This window comes from Leifsonia sp. NPDC056824, assembly GCF_042789575.1.
GTDB lineage: Bacteria > Actinomycetota > Actinomycetes > Actinomycetales > Microbacteriaceae > Leifsonia.
Window position 1 is genome coordinate 820,976 of record NZ_JBHUAV010000001.1, and the last position, 17,974, is coordinate 838,949.

The window sequence follows — 17,974 nt, forward strand, 5'->3', positions numbered from 1 at the left end:
CGTGCCCCTCGGCGAGGTTAGTCGGCGACGAGGGCGGCCTGGCGGCGGGTGAAGAGGCGCACGCGCTGTTGCGTCAGCAGGATGCCGCACAGGACGACCGCGGCGCCGACCGGCTCGTTCCAGCTCAGGTGCTCGCCGAGGACGAGGATGCCGAGCGCGACGCCGACCACCGGCGTCACATAGGTCACGCCGGATGTCGCGGTCGGGCCCCAGGCGCGCAGCACATTCATGTTCCAGATGTAGACGACGCCCGTGCCGAGCGCGCCCAGCGCCAGCAGGCTGAGCAGCACCGGCCAGCTGAAGGCGACCGGCGACAGGGCCACGACCGGGGTCAGTAGCAGCATGATCACGGCTGCGATGCCGATGTTGAGGAACGCGACCGACGTCGCCGGGATGTCCCGGTGGCTGATGAACCTCCGGATGTACCCGAAGCTGAAGCCGTAACAGGTGACGGCGCCGAGGCACGCGAGTTGGCCCCACACGCTGCCGGACAGCGCCGCGATGGTCCACGGCCCCACGACGACGACCACTCCGACGACGCCGACGAGCACGCCGAGCACCTGGTCCCGGTTGAGCTTCTCGACCCGGAACGCGGCGGTCGCGAGGATCGCGGTGGTGATCGGGGTGACGGCGTTGTAGATGCTGGCGAGGCTGGAGGACACGTACTGCTCGGCCCACGCGAAGAGCAGGTACGGCACCACGCAGTAGGTGACCGCCACGACCGCGAAGTGCAGGTAGACGATCGGCTGCTTCGGGAGCCTGCTGCGCGTGACGAGCACGATGATCCCGAGCGTCAGCGCCCCGAACACGAGCCGCGCCCACGCCACCTGCCCGAACGAGACGCCCTCCAGCGCCACCTTCATGAACAGGAAGCTGGCGCCCCAGACGAGACCCATGGCGACGAACTGCAGAGCGACCTTCACTCGTCGAGGATATGGCCTCCCGCCGACGCCGACCGGCGGAAATCGGACGTGGCGGCTAGTCGCGGACGGGACGCGGGGACGCCTCGGGGAAGCCCTCCCCGCGGTACACCGTGTTCGCGGCCGTCATGTACTGCTTCCAGACCCGGTGACGGAGCTGGTCGGCCTGGACGCCGCCGACCTTGGACCGCCGCAGCGACACGTCCCCTGTCACGTTGCCGACCCAGACCGCGGTGGCCAGGCGGGTGGTGGAGCCCACGAACCAGGTGTCCTTCTCGGAGTCGGTCGTGCCGGTCTTGCCGAACACGGGCACGCCGTCGTCCGGGTTCGACGCCGAGCCCGTGCCGTTGCGCACGACGCTCTGCAGCGCGGAGGTCATGGCCGCGGCGACCTCCGGGCTCACGGCTTCCGAGCAGGAGGAGCCCGGCACCGGGACCTCGGTGCCGTCGGGCCCGACGATGCGGTCGATCGCGATCGGGGCGCAGTAGACGCCCTCGTTGGCGATCCCGGCGAAGGCGGCGGCCATCCGCACCGGCGAGACCTCGTTGGTGCCGAGGACGTCGGAGACATAAGAGGTCAGCGGCTTGCCGTCGGCGCGTTTCACGCCGAACGCCTCGGCCGTCTTGCGGATCTCGCACTGGTCGAGCTTCTGCGCCATCGAGAAGTATGCCCCGTTCACCGACCCGGCGGTCGCGGCCCGCACCGAGATGTTCCCCTGCTTCTGACCGCTGTCGTTCTTGGGCGAGTACGTGCCGGAGCCCGATCCCTGGCAGCTGTCCTTGAACGAGGACAGAGTGAGCGCGCGCGAGTCGCCGTTGACGACATCGTTGAGCGAGTGCCCGTTCTTCAGCCACTCCGCCAGGGTGAAGACCTTGTACGTCGAGCCGGCCTGGAAGCCGTTCGATCCTCCGTAGTCGGAGTCGGTGCTGTAGTTGACGGCCGTGTTCTCCGCCGACGTCTCGTCCTGGTCGGCGTTGAAGTCCTTGTTCTGCGCCATCGCGAGGATGCGGCCGGTGCCCGGCTCGACGGTGACCAGCGACGAGCCGATGTCGAGGACCTCCGTCGCCTTCGGCACGTAGGCGTCGACGGCCGCCACGGCGGACGCCTGCAGGTCGAGGTCGAGCGTCGTGTAGATGTCGTAGCCGCCCCGTTTGAAGCTGCTGTACGACGGGTCCGCGGCATCCGGCAGGACGTTCTCGTTCTCGATCACGCGCTGCACGTAGTCGCAGAAGAAGCCGGCGCCGAGCGGATTCGCGGTGCGGCAGCCGGTGGACGGCGGCGTGATGTTCGGCTCGATCGGGGTGGCGACCGCCTCGTCGTGCTGCGCCCTGGTGATCCTCTTCTCCTCCAGCATGGCGGCGAGGACGTCGTTGTCGCGGCGGAACTTGTTGTCGCCGATGTTGTCCGGGTCGTCGATGCGGAAGTCGTTGGGCGCGTTGACCGTCGCGACGAGGGCGGCGGCCTGTGCGAGCGTCAGCTCGGCTGCCGTCACTCCGAAGTAGTACTCGGCCGCGGCCTCGATGCCGTACACGGTCCCGCCGAAGTGCGCGATGTTGAGGTAGCCGAGCAGGATCTGGTCCTTCGGGAGCGCCTTCTCGAGCCCGATGGCCAGGCGCATCTCGCGGAGCTTCCTGTCCATGCTGGTCTTGGTGGCCTCCTTGTAAGCGGCCGTGCGCTCGTCCTTGTCGCGGATAGCCTCCGCGCGCTGCATCAGGATGTTCTTGACGTACTGCATCGTGATGGTCGATGCGCCCGAGTCCACTTTGCCGGAGGACGCGTTGCCGATCGCAGCGCGCAGCGCCGACGGGATGTCGACGCCGCCGTGCGTGTAGAACCGCGGGTCCTCGGTGGCGGTGAGGGCGTCCTTGACGAACGGGGAGATGTCGTCCCATCCCACGTTCTTGCGGTTCTGCTCGTAGACCGAGGCCAGCAGCACCGGCTCGCCGTCGTGGTTCTTCGCATAGATGTCGGTCGTCTGCGCGAGCGCGTCCACGGTCAGCGCCTCCGGCATCGTCTCGAAGAGATGGATGCCGGTCTCCGTCGCGACCCCCGCGACCGCGACCACCGGCGCCACCATCGCGCTGACCAGCACCCCGGCCGTCACGCTGAGCCCGACGAAGGCCACCGCGGACGCGCCGCGACGACGTGATCGATTCGATTCTTTCTCTTCCCCCATAACGCTCCAGCCTGCCGTACTCGGCTGAGAAAAGCCTGATGTGTGATATACGCACGGCGGGAGATCGCTGGTTCTGGCTCACCCTCCGCCCGATGCGCCATGCTGGTGCCACCCCGCCGGGAATACTTCCAGCTCGGCGTCGTTATATGCGTTTGCATAGATACGGCGAGAACGAACCTGAGGAGCCAGCAATGCAGTACGGAATCTTCTCCGTCAGCGACATCACCCGCGACCCGGTCTCCGGCGAGACCCCGAGCGAGGCGGAGCGCATCGACGCGATCGTGAAGATCGCCACGCACGCGGAGGAGGTCGGCCTGGACGTCTTCGCGATCGGCGAGCACCACAACCCGCCGTTCTTCTCCTCGTCGCCCACCACGCTGCTCGCGCACATCGCCGCCCTCACCGAGCGGCTGATCGTGACGACCTCCACGACACTGATCACCACGAACGACCCGGTGCGCCTCGCCGAGGAGTACGCGATGCTGCAGCACCTGTCGAAGGGCCGCATGGACCTCATGCTCGGCCGCGGCAACACCGGTCCGGTGTACCCGTGGTTCGGGCAGGACATCCGCCAGAGCCTGCCGCTCGCGCTGGAGAACTACAACCTGCTGCACCGGCTGTGGCACGAGGACGTCGTGGATTGGGAGGGCAAGTTCCGCACGCCGCTGCAGGGCTTCACCTCCACCCCGCGCCCGCTCGACGACGTGCCGCCGTTCGTCTGGCACGGCAGCATCCGCACCCCCGAGATCGCCGAGCAGGCCGCGTTCTACGGCAACGGCTTCTTCGCGAACAACATCTTCTGGCCGAAGGAGCACTACCAGCGCCTGATCGCGTTCTACCGCGAGCGCTTCGAGCACTACGGCCACGGCACCGCCAAGCAGGCGATCGTCGGGCTCGGCGGCCAGGCCTACATCGGCAAGACCTCGCAGGAGGCCAAGAAGGAGTTCCGCCCGTACTTCAACGAGGCCCCGGTCTACGGCAACGGCCCGACCATGGAGGAGTTCACCGAGGCGACCCCGCTGACCGTCGGCAGCCCGCAGGAGGTCATCGACAAGACGCTGACCTTCCGCGAGTGGGCGGGCGACTACCAGCGCCAGCTGTTCCTGATGGACCACGCCGGCCTGCCGCTGAAGACGGTGCTGAAGCAGCTCGACCTGCTCGGCGAGGAGGTCATTCCGGTGCTGCGCAAGGAGACCGAGGCCCGCAAGGACCCGTCGACGCCCGACGCGCCGACCCACGCGTCGCTCGTCGCGGCCAAGTACGGCGACGCCGCGCCGCGCCAGCCGCGCCCGAACGCGAATCGCGGCGACAACGTGACCGGCGCCTCCCCCTATCAGGACTCGGCCGACGAGTTCCAGGCGGACTACCCGGCGCTCTGAGCGCCTGGCGCACCGATTGCGAGAGAAGGACACCATGACCAGCACCGACCAGCGCCCGTTCCGGGTGGTCGTCGTCAACGCGGGCGTCAGCGACCCGTCGTCCACCAAGATGCTCGCCGACCGCCTCGCCCTGCGCGTGGAGGCCGCCGCCCAGCGCGACGGCCACACGGTCGAGACGCAGAACCTCGACCTGCGGGAGCTGCTCCCCGAGCTGTCCGGCGCGCTCGCGTCCGGCCACCTCGGCCCGCGCTTCACGGCGGCCATCGAGGCGCTCGCGGCGGCGGACGGCATCATCGCGACCGCTCCGGTCTACAAGGCCGGCCCGAGCGGGCTGTTCAGCTCGTTCTTCCAGGTGCTCGACAACGACCTCCTGATCGCGAAGCCGGTCATCCTCGGCGCCACCGCCGGGACGGCCAGGCACGCGCTGGTCGTCGACGAGCAGATGCGCTCGATGTTCGCCTACCTGCGGACGATGACGGCGCCGACCTCGGTCTTCGCGTCGACCGAGGACTGGCAGGACAACTCCCTCGGCAAGCGGATCGACCGCGCGGCCCGCGAGCTGGTCGTGCTGATGGAGACCGGCGTGGAGGCCCGCATCAAGGACACGTCGTGGAACAGCTACCAGCACGAGTACGGCTCGGCCGGCGGCAACGAGCTGGGGATCGACCTGGGGTCCGACCTGATGCGGTTGGCGGCGGGTGGGACGCTGGGCGGCCCGGCGCGGAGCTGAGGCGCGGGCCTGCCCGGCCGCCCGCTCGCGGTACTCTGTCGGAGACGAAGGGGAGCGGCGTGGACGTGCTGGGCGTGCTGGAGTGGATCGGCGCCGCGGTGTGCCTGATCCTCGCGCTGACCGGGCTGATCCCGGTGATCGCGGCAGCGGCGACGTTCGTCGTCATCCCGTTCCACGCCTGGATCAACCACTACAAGAAGGCCGCGCCCTACCTCCCGCGCGTCGCCATCGTCGTGCCGGCCTGGAACGAGGGCGCCGTCATCGGGGCCTCCATCGACCGGCTGATGAGCCTCGACTACCCCAAGGACGCGCTGCGGATCTACGTGGTGGATGATGCGAGCACCGACGACACCCCCGTCGTCGTGCGCGCCCGCGCCGAGCAGTATCCGGGCAGCGTGTTCCTGCTGCGCCGGGACCAGGGCGGCCAGGGCAAGGCGCACACCCTCAACCACGGCATCGAGCGCATCCTGGCCGAGGACTGGATGGAGGCGCTCCTCATCATGGACGCCGACGTCATCTACCTGCCCGACTCGCTGCGGCGGATGACCCGGCACCTGGCCGACCCCGAGGTCGGCGCGGTCTCCGCGTACATCCGCGAGGGCAGTCGCGACCGCAACTACCTCACCAAGTTCGTCAGCGTCGAGTACGTCCTCTCGCAGCCCGCCGCACGGCGCGCGCAGAACGTGCTCGGCGCCCAGGCCTGCCTCGCCGGCGGCGCCCAGCTGCACACCCGCGAGAACCTGCTGGCCATCGGCGGCCGCGTGGACACCTCCACCCTCGCCGAGGACACCATCACGACCTTCGAGACGCAGCTGCACGGCAAGAAGGTCGTGTTCGAGCCGCACGCGCACGTCCTGGCCGAGGAGCCGCGCGCGGTCGACGCGCTCTGGAAGCAGCGGCTCCGCTGGGCGCGCGGCAACGTGTCCGTCACGTCGCGCTACTCGAAGGTCTGGTTCCGCCCGTCGAAGGTGCACCACCTGGGCGCGTGGACGTTCGGCATCGTCTGGTTCAGCCTGTGGCTGCTGCCGCTGATCATGATCACCTCGGCGATCGGGCTCGCCGGGCTGCTCTTCCTGCAGAACGAGCTGGCCGCGACCGTCTTCCGCGTCCTCTGGATCTCGGCGGCGCTCGCCTACCTGTTCGTGCTCATCCTCGGCTCGCTCACCGACGCCAAGACCAGTCGCAAGGAACTCGGCCACATCCTGCTGTTCCCCGGCATCATCAACATGCTCGTGATGATCACGGCACTGTTCCCGCCGATCACCCTGGTCTGGCTGCCCGGCCTGTTCGGGATGACGCTGAGCGCGGAGGCGCTGTTCATCCTGACGCTCGCGATCTACATCTGGATCCCGTTCTCGATGGTCGTCGCCTGGCTCGCCCGGCGGTCGGAGCGCACCCGCGCGGGACGCTGGCTGGCGCCCACGCTCATCTACCTGGCAGGATACGGATCGCTGCTCTGCGCGATCACGTTCGACTCCTACCTCAAGGAGCTGGTCGGGGCCGAGGCGCGCTGGGACAAGACCGAGAAGGTCGGGCGGGTCGCGGCGGGCTGACGCGGCGACCGGAGCAGGACGCGGTCAGTCGACCAGCGTCAGCTTGACCGGCACGTTGCCGCGCGTCGCGTTGGAGTAGGGGCAGACGTGGTGCGCCTTCTCCATCGTCTCCTCCGCCGTCTCCCGGCCGAGGCGCGGGATGTAGACGTCCAGCTCGACGGTGAGGCCGTAGCCGCCCGCGCCGTTGTCGCCGATGCCCACGCTCGCCGAGACGGCGGAGTCCGACGTGTCCAGCTTGTGCGCGTGGCCCACCGCGTGGATGGCGCTCAGGAAGCACGCGGCGAAGCCGGCCGCGAAGAGCTGCTCGGGGTTGGTGCCCTCTCCCGAGCCGCCGAGCTCGCGCGGCGGGCGGGTGTCCAGGTCGAGCAGGTCGTCCTCGCTGCGGACGTGGCCGTCGCGACCGCCTCCGGAGGCGTGCGCGATGGCGGTGTAGGCGATGTCCATGAGGACAGCCCAGTCGACGGGACTGAGCGTCCGCTGAGAGCGCGCCCAGGATCCTGATGTACACGGATTCGGGTAGCGTTGCGTGCGATGAGAGTGCACGGCGTGACGCAGACCACCGAGACCCGCGAGCTGACCGCCGAGGCCGACGACGCCGAGTCGGCACGCGCGGCCGTCAAGGAGCAGGTGCCGGACGGTTTCGAGCTGCTGGAGGTGCACAACGCGATGCCCCGCGGCGGGCGCGTGATCGCGACCGCGGTCATCCGGGAGTCGGCGACGCAGCACATCGAGGCCGACGGGGCCGACTATCCGGCCGCCCGGGACGCGCTGCGCGCCAAGGTGCCGGAGGGGCAGCGGCTGCTCTCCATCGTCGTCGACGACTGACGCGCGAACGGTCCGCTCGTCAGCGGACGGTGAACTCCTGACCCGACGCGGCCTCCAGCAGCGGCCACAGTCGAGCCCCGGCGCGCGGAGAGCGTGACGCCCGCGTCGCCCGCCCGCTCGACGGCGCGCCCTTCGTGAGCCCGGCCGGCCCGAGGTAGCCGGCGGCGGTCAGGGTCGGATCGAGGACGGCCCGCACCGGGACCCACGCACCGTGGTCCTTGCCCTGCGTCCATGCCGCCTGCAGGTTGTCGGCGAACCGCTTGGCACGGCTCGGCTGGTTGACGCCGTGGACGCCGGGCGTGCGGCCGGAGGTCGAGTAGCCGGGATGGACGACCAGGCTCGTCGCTCCACTGCCCGCGGCGCGGAGCCGGCGCTCCAGCTCGAACCCGAACACCTGCGCGGCGATCTTCGAGCCCGAGTACGCCCGCCACGACGTGTACGACCGTTCGAGCTGGAGGTCGTCCAGCCGGAGCGTCCCCAGCCGGCTCGCGAGCGACCCCAGCGAGACGATGCGCGCGCCCTCGCTGCGCTCCAGGGCAGGCAACGCGCGGGCGACGAGGCGGAAGTGGCCGAGCACGTTGGTGGAGAGGACCAGCTCGTTGCCGTAGCGGTCGGTGCGGTGCTCGCGCGGCGGGTGCACCATCCCCGCGTTGAGCACGAGGGCGTCGACCCGCTCGCGTTCGAGCAGGGAGGCGGCGAGGGCGTCGATGGAGGCGTGGTCGGTCAGGTCGAGCGGCGTGGCCTCCACCCGGGCTCCGCGAACCCGCCGGCGGATGGCCGCGACCGCGCCCTCCGCGCGCTCCTGGTCCCGGCAGGCGAGCACCACCCGGGCGCCGGCCCTGGCGAGCTGCTCACCCGTGAAGTAGCCGACGCCGGCGTTGCCGCCGGTGATGACGACGGTCTTGTCGTGGGCGTCGGGAAGCTCAGTCGGGTCCCAGGCCACCGCCTAACGGCCGTTCTCGGACGCGATGCGCTCGTGGTGGTGGATGACCTCCGCCACGATGAAGTTGAGGAACTTCTCGGCGAACGCGGGGTCGAGGTGGCTCTCCTCGGCGAGCACCCGGAGGCGCTGGATCTGCTCGCGCTCGCGATCCGGGTCGGCGGGCGGGAGGCCGTGCTCGGCCTTCAGAGCGCCGACCTGCTGGGTGAACTTGAACCGCTCGGCGAGCATGTGGATGACGGCCGCGTCGATGTTGTCGATGCTCTGCCGGATGCTCCGCAGCCGCTCCAGCGCCTGCACGGTCGACTCGTTCTCAGCCATGCTCCGACCCTACCGGGCGGAGGGGGGACGTCGGCCGCAGTGGTCGGCGGATGACGGTCCTGTTCTCACGCCGAACCGCCCCGATACGGTGGAGCCATGACCCAGTCGCACTTCACCGCACCCCTGGACGCGCGCTCGACGGCCGACCTGGCGGAGGCCGGCCTCCGGCTCGCCCTGGTCGATCTGGAGGACACCGCCGCCCTCGACGCGTGGATCGTCGCGGACATGCGCGGCTTCCACGGACGCCGGCCGTCGGCGGAGGTCCTCGAGGAGGCACGGACGAGCTTCGGCGGGCGGCGCACGACCGCCGTCTACGACGAGGGCGTGAGCACGCCGGTCGGCACGGTCAACTCGTGGGTCGCGCCGCTCACCGTCCCGGGCGGCGGCAGCCTGAACTCCTGGGCGATCAGCTCCGTCACGGTCGCGCCGACGCACCGCCGACGGGGGGTCGCGACCGCGCTGCTCGGGGCCGAGCTGCGGACGGCGCACGCGCTCGGCATCCCCGCTGCGATCCTGACCGTCTCCGAGTCCACGATCTACGGCCGCTGGGGCTTCGGGCCCGCGACCTTCGTCACCGGCTGGAGCGTGGACGCCAAGCGGGTGCGCTGGACCGGCGCCCCGACCCCGGGCCGGCTCTCGTTCACCACGCCCGACGAGTACCGCGAGACCGGCCGCGCCGTCCTCGCCGAGGCCATGGTCTCCCGCCACGGCGAGATCGGCCTCGAACCGTACCTCGCCGACCGCCTCCTCGGCCCGCTGAAGGGCGACGACGACGCGGCGCGGTACCTCCTGGTGCGCTACGACTCCCCGGACGGGCGGCCGGAGGGCTTCGTCAGCTACGTGGTGCGCGGGGGTGAGGAGGACTTCTCCCGTCACGTCGTGGAGGTGAACTACCTGGCGGCCGCGACCGACGCCGCGCTCACCGCCCTCTGGCGCTATCTCCTCGAACTGGACCTCGTCGCCGAGGTGAAGGCCTGGACGCGCGGCGTCGACGAGCCGGTGCAGCTGCTCGTGCAGGACATCCGCGGCGCCCGCATCACCAGCGTCCAGGACCACCTCTGGGTGCGCATCCTCGACGTCCCGGCGACGCTCACCGCCCGCCGCTACGAGAGCGACGGCGACCTCGTGCTGGAGGTGAGCGATGGGCTCGGCTTCGCCGGCGGACGCTACCGCCTGATCGTGGAGGACGGCGAGGCGCGCGTGGAGTCGACCACCGACGCCCCGGACGTCACGCTGCCGGTCGAGGCGCTCGGCAGCGTCTACCTCGGGCACGACCTGGCGCGCGGGCTGGCGCTGGCGGGACGCCTCCACGGCGACGCGGAGGCACTCGACCGGCTGTTCCGGACGACGGTTCCGCCGCGACTCAGTACGTGGTTCTGAGGGAGGAGGCCGGAATAACGGGATAGTTATTCCGGGTTAGGGGGTGAAAACCGGAATAACGAGTCGCTTATTCCGGGGAATGGTGCTTGAATCGGAATAGCGGAGTTGTCATTCCGGGTTTGGGGGCGCCATGAGCGATGCGAGCGATTGGGTTCCGCACGAGCTCGAGGCCGTCCCGTGGCGAAGCAGGAGCGGTCGCGGATCACGCGCCGACCGGACACTCACGTCCGTCGATGCGACCATCCCGCCGTTCATCGCCGACCGGGTGTACTCCGGCGACCCGGCCGTCCAGGTCGCGCAGGAGGCCGCGATCCGCGCCCTCGCCGCGCTCGACGCCGACACCGGCCCGGGAGTCGGCGCGATCTCCGCGTTCCTGATCCGCACCGAGTCCATCGCCTCCTCCAAGATCGAGCACATCGAGGCCACTCCGGAGGACTTCGCCCGCGCGCTCGCCGGCGTCCGGGCGAACACGAGCGCCACCGCGATGGTCTCGGCGTCGCGCGCCATCACGCGGATGATCGACGATGCCGGCACCACGGGGCGGATCACGCTCGAGTCGATGCTCGACGCACATCGGACACTGCTCTCCGACGATCCGAGCGAGGCGCACTACGCCGGCCGGGTCCGCGACATACAGAACTGGATCGGCGGCAGCGACTTCTCGCCGATCGGCGCCGATCACGTCCCGCCCGCTCCCGAGCGGGTCCTCCCGCTTCTCCACGACCTCCTCGCCTTCGCCAACCGCGACGACATCCCCGTCATCGCGCAGGCCGCGATCGCTCACGCGCAGTTCGAGTCGATCCACCCGTTCACCGACGGCAACGGGCGCATCGGCCGGGCGCTGATCGGTGCGATCTACCGGCGCAGGGGGATGACGTCGATCACGACGCCGCCGATCGCCTCCGCCCTCGCCGCCGACCAGGACGGCTACTTCGACCTCCTGACCGAGTACCGCCGCGGGGTGGCGACGCCGATCGTGCGGGAGCTGGCCGACGCCACCAGGATCGCAGCCGAGGAGGCGCTGGAGTCCGTGCGCGTCATCCGCGCGCTCCCCGGCGAGTGGGCCGCAGCGCTCTCACCCCGCCCGGGCAGCGCGTTGGCGGCGGTCGTCGACGGTCTGCTCGACAGCCCGGTGTTCGACGCGGAGTCGGTCGAGGCACGGATCGGGCGTTCGACGTCCGCGACCTATGAGGCGCTCGAGCGGGTGGAGCACGCGGGGATCACGCTCCGCATCACGAACCGCCAGCGCAACCGCGTCTGGGCCGTCACTACGATCATCGACGAGCTCGGATCGCTCGACTGGCGGATCGCCGCGCGGGCACGTCGGCGCAGCGATCCGGAGCTCCAGGCGCTGCTCGGCGCCTGACCGAGCAGCGCCCCTAGTCCACCAGGTCGTGCCGCACGACGATCTCGTCGCGGGCCGGGCCGACGCCGATCGCCGAGATGCGGGCGCCGGAGATGGCCTCCAGGGCGAGCACGTAGTCCTGCGCGTTCTTCGGGAGGTCCTCGAACGTGCGGGCGCCGCTGATGTCCTCGGTCCAGCCGGGGAACTCCTCGTAGATCGGCGTCGCGTGGTGGAAGTCGGTCTGCGAGGACGGCACCTCGTCGTGGCGCACGCCGTCGACGTCGTAGGCGACGCAGACCGGGATGCGCTCGATGCCGGTGAGGGTGTCCAGCTTGGTGAGGACGAAGTCCGTGACGCCGTTGATGCGGGCCGTGTAGCGGGCGACGGGCGCGTCGTACCAGCCGGTGCGGCGCGGGCGGCCGGTGGTGGTGCCGAACTCGAAGCCGCGCTCGCGGAGGAACTCGCCCCACTCGTCGAACAGCTCGGTCGGGAACGGGCCCGCGCCGACGCGCGTCGTGTACGCCTTCACGATGCCGATGACGCGGTCGATGCGGTTCGGGCCGATGCCCGAGCCGGTCGCGGCGCCGCCGGACGTCGAGCTGGAGGAGGTGACGAACGGGTAGGTGCCGTGGTCGACGTCCAGCATGGTGGCCTGGCCGCCCTCGAAGAGCACGTACTTGCCGTCCTCCAGCGCCTGGTGCAGCAGCAGGGAGGAGTCGACCACCATCGGGCGGAGGCGCTCGGCGTAGCTGAGCAGCTCCTCGACCACCTCGTCCACGCCGATGGCGCGGCGGTTGTAGACCTTCACCAGCAGGTGGTTCTTCTGGTCGAGGGCGCCCTCGACCTTCTGCCGCAAGATGTTCTCGTCGAAGAGGTCCTGGATGCGGATGCCGACGCGGTTGATCTTGTCGGCGTAGGTCGGGCCGATGCCGCGGCCGGTCGTGCCGATCTGACGCTTGCCGAGGAAGCGCTCCGTCACCTTGTCGATGGTGCGGTGGTACTGGGTGATGACGTGGGCGTTCGAGCTGACCTTGAGGCGGGACACGTCGACGCCGCGGGCGATCAGCCCGTCGAGCTCCTGGAACAGCACTTCGAGGTCGACGACGACGCCGTTGGCGATCACGGGCGTGACGCCCTCGGTCAGGATGCCGGACGGCAGCAGGTGCAGCGCGTACTTCTCGTTGCCGACGACGACCGTGTGGCCGGCGTTGTTGCCGCCGTTGAACTTGACGACGTAGTCGATGCGGCTGCCGAGCAGGTCGGTGGCTTTGCCTTTGCCTTCGTCGCCCCACTGGGCGCCGATGATCACGATCGCGGGCACGTTTCGTCCTCTCGAGGGTCGGGAGTGCGTCGGCGCCTCGCGGACGACCGTCGCACTCGATCCTATCGCGACGGGTTTTGCGGGCCGCCGAAGGGCACGTAAACGCCCTTATCCGCGCGTTTTAGGGGCGTTTACGTGCCCCTCGGCGGGATCTCAGCGGGCAGAGACGGGCATTGTCGCGAACCTGAGCGAAGCTCTACATTGGCCGGGATGTCGTCGCTCCTGTACTTGCTGGGCCGCGCCGCCTTCCGGGCGCGCAGACGCGTGCTGGTCATCTGGCTCGCAGCGCTCGTGCTGCTGCTCGGCGGTGCGGCGCTCCTGAGCAACGGGACGGACAACACCTTCAGCATCCCGGGCACCGAGTCGCAGAACGCGCAGGACGCGCTCGCGCGCACCTTCCCGCAGGTCAGCGGCACCTCCGCGCAGCTCGTCGCGGTCGCGCCGAAGGGGACGGACGTACATGATCCGGCGTTCCAGTCGGCGGTCGAGTCGTCGGCGGCGGCGATCGCGAAGATCCCGCAGGTCACGTCGGCGTCCTCCCCGTACAGCGGTCCGTCCACGGGCAATATCGCGGCGGATGGGTCGGCCGTCATCGTGCCCGTCCAGCTCTCGGTCGCGCAGACCGCGGTGCTGCCGTCGACGTCCGACGCGATCCGGAAGGCGGGCAGCGACCTGGAGGCCGCGCTTCCGAAAGGGTCGCAGGTCGCGGTCGGCGGCCAGCTCTTCTCGCAGACGGTCGCCGGGATCAGCGTGACCGAGCTGCTCGGCATCGTCGTCGCGTTCGCGGTGCTGATCGCGACCTTCGCGTCGGTGATCGCCGCGAGCCTCCCGCTCATCACGGCGCTGCTCGGAGCCGGGCTGTCGCTGTCGCTGATCTTCGCGGCGACGCACTGGCTGACCATCGCCTCCACGACGCCGTTGCTCGCGCTCATGCTCGGCCTGGCGGTCGGGATCGACTACGCGCTGTTCATCATCTCCCGGCACCAGGAGCAGCTGAAACACGGGATGGCGCCGGAGGAGTCCGCCGCCCGCGCGGTCGCGACGGCGGGCTCGGCGGTGGTGTTCGCGGCGGTCACAGTGATCATCGCGCTGGTGGGGCTGAGCGTGGCGGGGATCCCGTTCCTCACAACGATGGGGGTGGCGGCGGCGCTCGCGGTGACGTTCGCGGTGCTGATCTCGATGACGCTGACGCCGGCGCTGCTCGGGTTCGCGGGGATGCGGGTGGTGGCGAAGCGGTACCGAGGTGACGCGAAGACGCGGAAGCCGCGGGCGGTCGGGCCTGCGAAGCCGGGCAGGGCGAAGCAGGACGGGCCGAAGCAGGACGGGGCGAAGCCGCCACCGCCTTCCGCCGTCCGTCACCCGATCGCCGGCTTCTGGGTTCGGCTGGTCACCCGCATCCCGATCCTCACCGTCGTCCTCGTCGTCGCCCTGCTCGGCCTGGTCGCGCTCCCGGCAGCGACCCTCCGCCTGGCGCTGCCGGACGCCGGCTCGCTCGACGAGCACGAGCCCGCCCGGATCGCCTACGACCTGATCGCCGAGCACTTCGGCCCCGGCTACAACGGTCCGCTCATCGCCACCGGCTCCGTGATCGGCAGCACCGATCCGATCGGGCTGATGAACGACCTGGGCGCGGAGCTGAAGACGGTGCCCGGCGTCGCGGCGGTCCCGCTCTCCACCCCGAACGAGCCGGGTGACACGGGCATCGCGCAGGTGGTCCCGACCGGCGCTCCCGACTCCGCGGCGACGCAGGAGCTCGTGGCGAAGCTCCGGTCGATGCACGACCACTTCCAGCGCGAGTACGGCATCGACCTCTCCATCACCGGCTACACGGCGGCCGGGATCGACATCTCGGCGCGGCTCGGCGGCGCCCTACTGCCGTTCGCCCTCCTCGTCGTCGGGCTGTCCCTCGTGCTTCTCGCGATCGTGTTCCGGTCGATCGTGGTGCCGGTGACGGCCGCACTCGGCTACCTGCTCAGCATCGGTGCGGCGTTCGGCGTGACCAGCCTCGTGTTCATGAGCGGCTGGCTCGCAGGGCCGCTGGGGGTCGCGCACATCGGCTCGGTGATCAGCTTCATGCCGATCATCGTCATGGGCGTGCTGTTCGGGCTGGCGATGGACTACGAGGTGTTCCTGGCGAGCCGGATGCGCGAGGAGCACATCCTGGGAGCGGACACGAAGGGCTCCGTGCACAAGGGCTTCCAGGGGTCGGCGAAGGTGGTCACGGCCGCGGCGGTCATCATGTTCGCGGTGTTCGCGGCGTTCATCCCCGGTGGCGACGCGCAGATCCAGCCGATCGCGCTCGGCCTCGCGGTCGGGGTCGCGGTGGACGCTTTCGTGGTGCGGATGACGCTCATCCCGGCCGTGCTGGTGCTGTTCGGGAGGGCGACCTGGTGGATGCCGCGGTCGTGGGACCGCGTGCTGCCCGTGCTCGACATCGAAGGCGAGGGCGTGCAGGCGGAGCTCGACGCGGCCGGGTGGCCGGCGCCCGGGACGGTGTACGCGCTTGCGGCGGACGGCGCCCGGGCAGGAGGGTCGGGTGCGCTCGACGCGCTGGTCCCGCCGGGCGGCGCGATCGTGGTCACCGGGCCGGGTCATACGGCGCTCGCGCTGGCGATCGCAGGACGCGCGCCGCTGACGGCGGGGCGGATGAAAGTGGACGGGCTGCTCCTGCCGGTGCGGCGGTCGTCGGTGCGGGCCCGGGCGGGAGTCGCGCGGCTGGGCCGGGCAGCGGACCCGGTCGCGGCGGTGCGGGATGCGGCGGAGGGCCGGCCGGCGGTGGTCGTGGTGGATGGCGCGGAGGCCGTGGTCGGGGAGGAACGGCGCCGGCTCGCGGAGGAGTTGCAGCGGGTGGCGGATGCGGGTGCGGCGGTGGTGCTGGCGGCGACAGCGCCGGAGGGGGTCGCGGACGTGCTGCCGGTCGCGGCGCCCCGGGTCGACGGCGGCCAGGCTCCCGATGAAGACGCGCTAGACACCGATGCTCCCACCGCAGAAGCAACCACCCCCGAACCTCCCGACGCACACCCCGACCCCTCCCATCCCCGCCATGCCCAGCCCCAGTCCCCCACCACCCCCGACGAGCGCGACGACGCCGCACTCGACCCACACCTTCCCTCCTGACAGGAGCGCACCATGACCGATCCATCCGCCGGCCGGGCGCCGTTCGGCGCCCGCGCCGGGACCGAGCGCACGCGCGTGATCACCCTCGTCGGGCTCGCCCTCGCGCCGCTGCTCGTCGTGACCGTGCTCGGCTGGGGGCTGTTCTCACCCGTCCAGCACCTCGACCGGGTGACCGCGGCCGTGGTCAACAATGACACTCCGGTCACCCAGAACGGCAAGACCATCCCGCTCGGGCGGCAGTTCGCCGGGTCTCTCATCGCGGGCGCCTCGACGGTCTCCGCCTCCGGGAGCACGAGCCCGACCGAGGCGCCGCCGTCCACCGACTCCACGAACTTCACCTGGGTGCTGACCAACGACAAGGACGCGGCCTCCGGGCTGGCGAGCGGTCAGTACGCGGCCGTGCTCACCATCCCGTCGTCGTTCTCGGCGGACGCGACCTCCATCGGAGGCGCCGCGGCGAGCGCGAAGCAGGCGAAGGTGACCGTGCAGACCAGTCCGGCCTCGGCGCTGGTCGATCCCGCTCTGGCCGCGGCGGTCACGCAGGCGGCGACGGCCGCGCTCGACCGGCAGCTCACCATCCAGTACCTCCAGAACGTGTACGCGGGCTTCAACACGATCGACCAGCAGATCGGGTCGGCGGCTTCCGGTGCGGCCTCCCTCTCGTCCGGTGCGGCCACGCTTGCGCAGGGCACCCAGTCGTTGGCGAGCGGGGCGGCCACCCTCGCTTCGGGCACCCAGTCGCTGGATGCCGGCGCCCAGTCGCTCGCGGCAGGGCTCGACACCCTGAGCGCCAAGACGCAGCCGCTGCCGGCGCAGACCCAGCAGCTCGCGGCCGGGTCCGCGGCGCTCGCGGGAGCGGCGGACCAGGCGTCGGCGGGGGTGGGCTCCGCGACGAACCAGTTCGCGCAGGTGGTCGCGCAGCTCTGCGCGACGGGTCCCGCCGTGCTGTGCACCCGGGCCACGGCCGCCCTCGGCACGCTGCAGCAGGCGAACAGCGGGCTGTCGGCCTTCGCGCAGGGCTCGGACGCCGTCGCCTCCGGCAATGCCGCCCTGGCGAGCGCGATGCCCGCGGTCGTCGACGGGATCGACGCCTCCGCGTCGGGAGCGTCGCAGGTCGCCTCCGGTGCGGCGCAGACGGCCTCCGGCGCGGCCTCGGTGAGCTCGGGGGCCGCCTCCGCCGCGACCGGCGCGGACCAGACGGCGCAGGGCGCGGCCCAGCTCGCCTCGGGCCTGGCGCAGGCGACCCAGTCCATCCCGACCTACAGCGACAGCGACATGACGACGCTGTCCGCGGTTGCCGCGCAGCCGGTGGTCGCGGTCCAGAAGGCTCCGCCGACGGGAGTCGGGACGCTCCCGCTCTATGCGGTCCTCGCGCTCTGGCTGGGTGGGATGGCGACCGCGCTCGCCCGGCGCGCGGTGCCGTCCCGGATGCTGCTCACGACGACCCCCTCTGCGTGGATCGCGCTGCGGTCGGCCGGGATCGTGGCGCTGATCGGGGCCGCGCAGGGCGTCGTGGTCGCGGGCGCCGTGCAGTTCGGGCTCGGCCTGCGGCCGGACGTGTGGCTCGGCTTCGCACTGGCGGCGGCGTTCGTCGGGGCGGTGTTCGGCGTGCTCAACCAGGCGCTGGCGGCGGCGTTCGGGGGCGTCGGCCGCCTGGTGGCGCTGGTCGTGGGGATTGTGGCACTGACCGCTGGGCTGTCGTCGACCGTGCCGGCCGCGTTGACGTCGCTCGCGGCCTCCCTGCCCACGGCGCCGGCGCTGGCGATGCTACGCGCGGCAGCGAACGCTGACGTGGGAGCGGCCTTCGGCTCGTGTGGACCGTTGCTCGTGTACGCGGTCGGGGCGCTCGCACTGACGCTGGCGGCCGTCGCGGCGCGGCGCAGCGTGCGGCTGCCGACGGTCGCGGGAGGGAGGGCGGTCGCGGCCTGATCGCTTAACTTGCACACTCGTGTGCAAGAAGAGTACGA

At 71.0% G+C, this 17,974-nt stretch carries 14 protein-coding genes; 8 read left to right on the forward strand and 6 right to left on the reverse strand.

From position 1 onward, the window contains the following. Positions 1 to 17 precede the first annotated feature (17 nt). Together ACFRFH_RS04035 and ACFRFH_RS04040 are read right to left on the reverse strand one after the other, a co-directional pair. A complete protein-coding gene (locus ACFRFH_RS04035) occupies positions 18 to 923 on the reverse strand; it encodes a DMT family transporter (RefSeq protein ID WP_382461722.1) in 906 nt (301 codons plus the stop codon). Between the two features lie 55 nt (positions 924 to 978). After that, positions 979 to 3,045: a transglycosylase domain-containing protein gene (locus ACFRFH_RS04040; protein WP_382461723.1), complete on the reverse strand. Its 2,067-nt coding sequence runs from the start codon at positions 3,043 to 3,045 to the stop codon at positions 979 to 981. Between the two features lie 242 nt (positions 3,046 to 3,287). On the opposite strand from ACFRFH_RS04040, the gene ACFRFH_RS04045 reads away from it, so the two are divergent. The 3 genes from ACFRFH_RS04045 (at position 3,288) to ACFRFH_RS04055 (ending at position 6,758) form a co-directional block, all read left to right on the forward strand. After that, positions 3,288 to 4,475, forward strand: coding sequence for an LLM class flavin-dependent oxidoreductase (locus ACFRFH_RS04045; protein WP_382461724.1), 1,188 nt, complete (start codon positions 3,288 to 3,290; stop codon positions 4,473 to 4,475). Positions 4,476 to 4,509: 34 nt separating this feature from the next. Next, positions 4,510 to 5,205, forward strand: coding sequence for a CE1759 family FMN reductase (locus ACFRFH_RS04050; protein WP_382458032.1), 696 nt, complete (start codon positions 4,510 to 4,512; stop codon positions 5,203 to 5,205). Positions 5,206 to 5,279: 74 nt separating this feature from the next. Beyond that, positions 5,280 to 6,758 carry a glycosyltransferase gene (locus tag ACFRFH_RS04055; protein WP_382462727.1) on the forward strand — a complete coding sequence of 493 codons (1,479 nt, stop codon included), beginning with the start codon at positions 5,280 to 5,282 and terminating at the stop codon, positions 6,756 to 6,758. Positions 6,759 to 6,782: 24 nt separating this feature from the next. On the opposite strand, the gene ACFRFH_RS04060 is transcribed toward ACFRFH_RS04055, so the two are convergent. Next, a complete protein-coding gene (locus ACFRFH_RS04060) occupies positions 6,783 to 7,202 on the reverse strand; it encodes an organic hydroperoxide resistance protein (protein ID WP_382461725.1) in 420 nt (139 codons plus the stop codon). 102 nt (positions 7,203 to 7,304) lie between these two features. On the opposite strand from ACFRFH_RS04060, the gene ACFRFH_RS04065 reads away from it, so the two are divergent. After that, complete coding sequence (locus ACFRFH_RS04065) at positions 7,305 to 7,583, forward strand: hypothetical protein (RefSeq protein WP_382461726.1); 279 nt, start codon at positions 7,305 to 7,307, stop codon at positions 7,581 to 7,583. Positions 7,584 to 7,602: 19 nt separating this feature from the next. On the opposite strand, the gene ACFRFH_RS04070 is transcribed toward ACFRFH_RS04065, so the two are convergent. Continuing rightward, positions 7,603 to 8,526 (reverse strand): SDR family NAD(P)-dependent oxidoreductase, encoded by a 924-nt coding sequence (locus tag ACFRFH_RS04070; protein ID WP_382461727.1) that lies wholly within the window; start codon positions 8,524 to 8,526, stop codon positions 7,603 to 7,605. 3 nt (positions 8,527 to 8,529) lie between these two features. Beyond that, positions 8,530 to 8,844: a chorismate mutase gene (locus tag ACFRFH_RS04075; protein WP_370055044.1), complete on the reverse strand. Its 315-nt coding sequence runs from the start codon at positions 8,842 to 8,844 to the stop codon at positions 8,530 to 8,532. 96 nt (positions 8,845 to 8,940) lie between these two features. Between ACFRFH_RS04075 and ACFRFH_RS04080 the strand changes: the two genes are divergently transcribed. Together ACFRFH_RS04080 and ACFRFH_RS04085 are read left to right on the forward strand one after the other, a co-directional pair. Next, positions 8,941 to 10,224 (forward strand): GNAT family N-acetyltransferase, encoded by a 1,284-nt coding sequence (locus ACFRFH_RS04080; protein WP_382461728.1) that lies wholly within the window; start codon positions 8,941 to 8,943, stop codon positions 10,222 to 10,224. A 130-nt stretch (positions 10,225 to 10,354) separates the two neighbouring features. After that, positions 10,355 to 11,590, forward strand: a complete 1,236-nt coding sequence (locus tag ACFRFH_RS04085; protein ID WP_382461729.1) for a Fic family protein — start codon at positions 10,355 to 10,357, stop codon at positions 11,588 to 11,590. Between the two features lie 13 nt (positions 11,591 to 11,603). Here ACFRFH_RS04085 and ACFRFH_RS04090 read toward each other — a convergent pair whose 3' ends face one another. Further along, entirely contained in the window at positions 11,604 to 12,890 is a 1,287-nt protein-coding gene (locus tag ACFRFH_RS04090) for an adenylosuccinate synthase (protein ID WP_382461730.1), read from the reverse strand. A 210-nt stretch (positions 12,891 to 13,100) separates the two neighbouring features. Between ACFRFH_RS04090 and ACFRFH_RS04095 the strand changes: the two genes are divergently transcribed. Next, positions 13,101 to 16,007, forward strand: coding sequence for an MMPL family transporter (locus ACFRFH_RS04095; RefSeq protein WP_382461731.1), 2,907 nt, complete (start codon positions 13,101 to 13,103; stop codon positions 16,005 to 16,007). A 12-nt stretch (positions 16,008 to 16,019) separates the two neighbouring features. Then, a complete protein-coding gene (locus ACFRFH_RS04100) occupies positions 16,020 to 17,936 on the forward strand; it encodes a YhgE/Pip domain-containing protein (protein ID WP_382461732.1) in 1,917 nt (638 codons plus the stop codon). Positions 17,937 to 17,974: the final 38 nt, after the last annotated feature.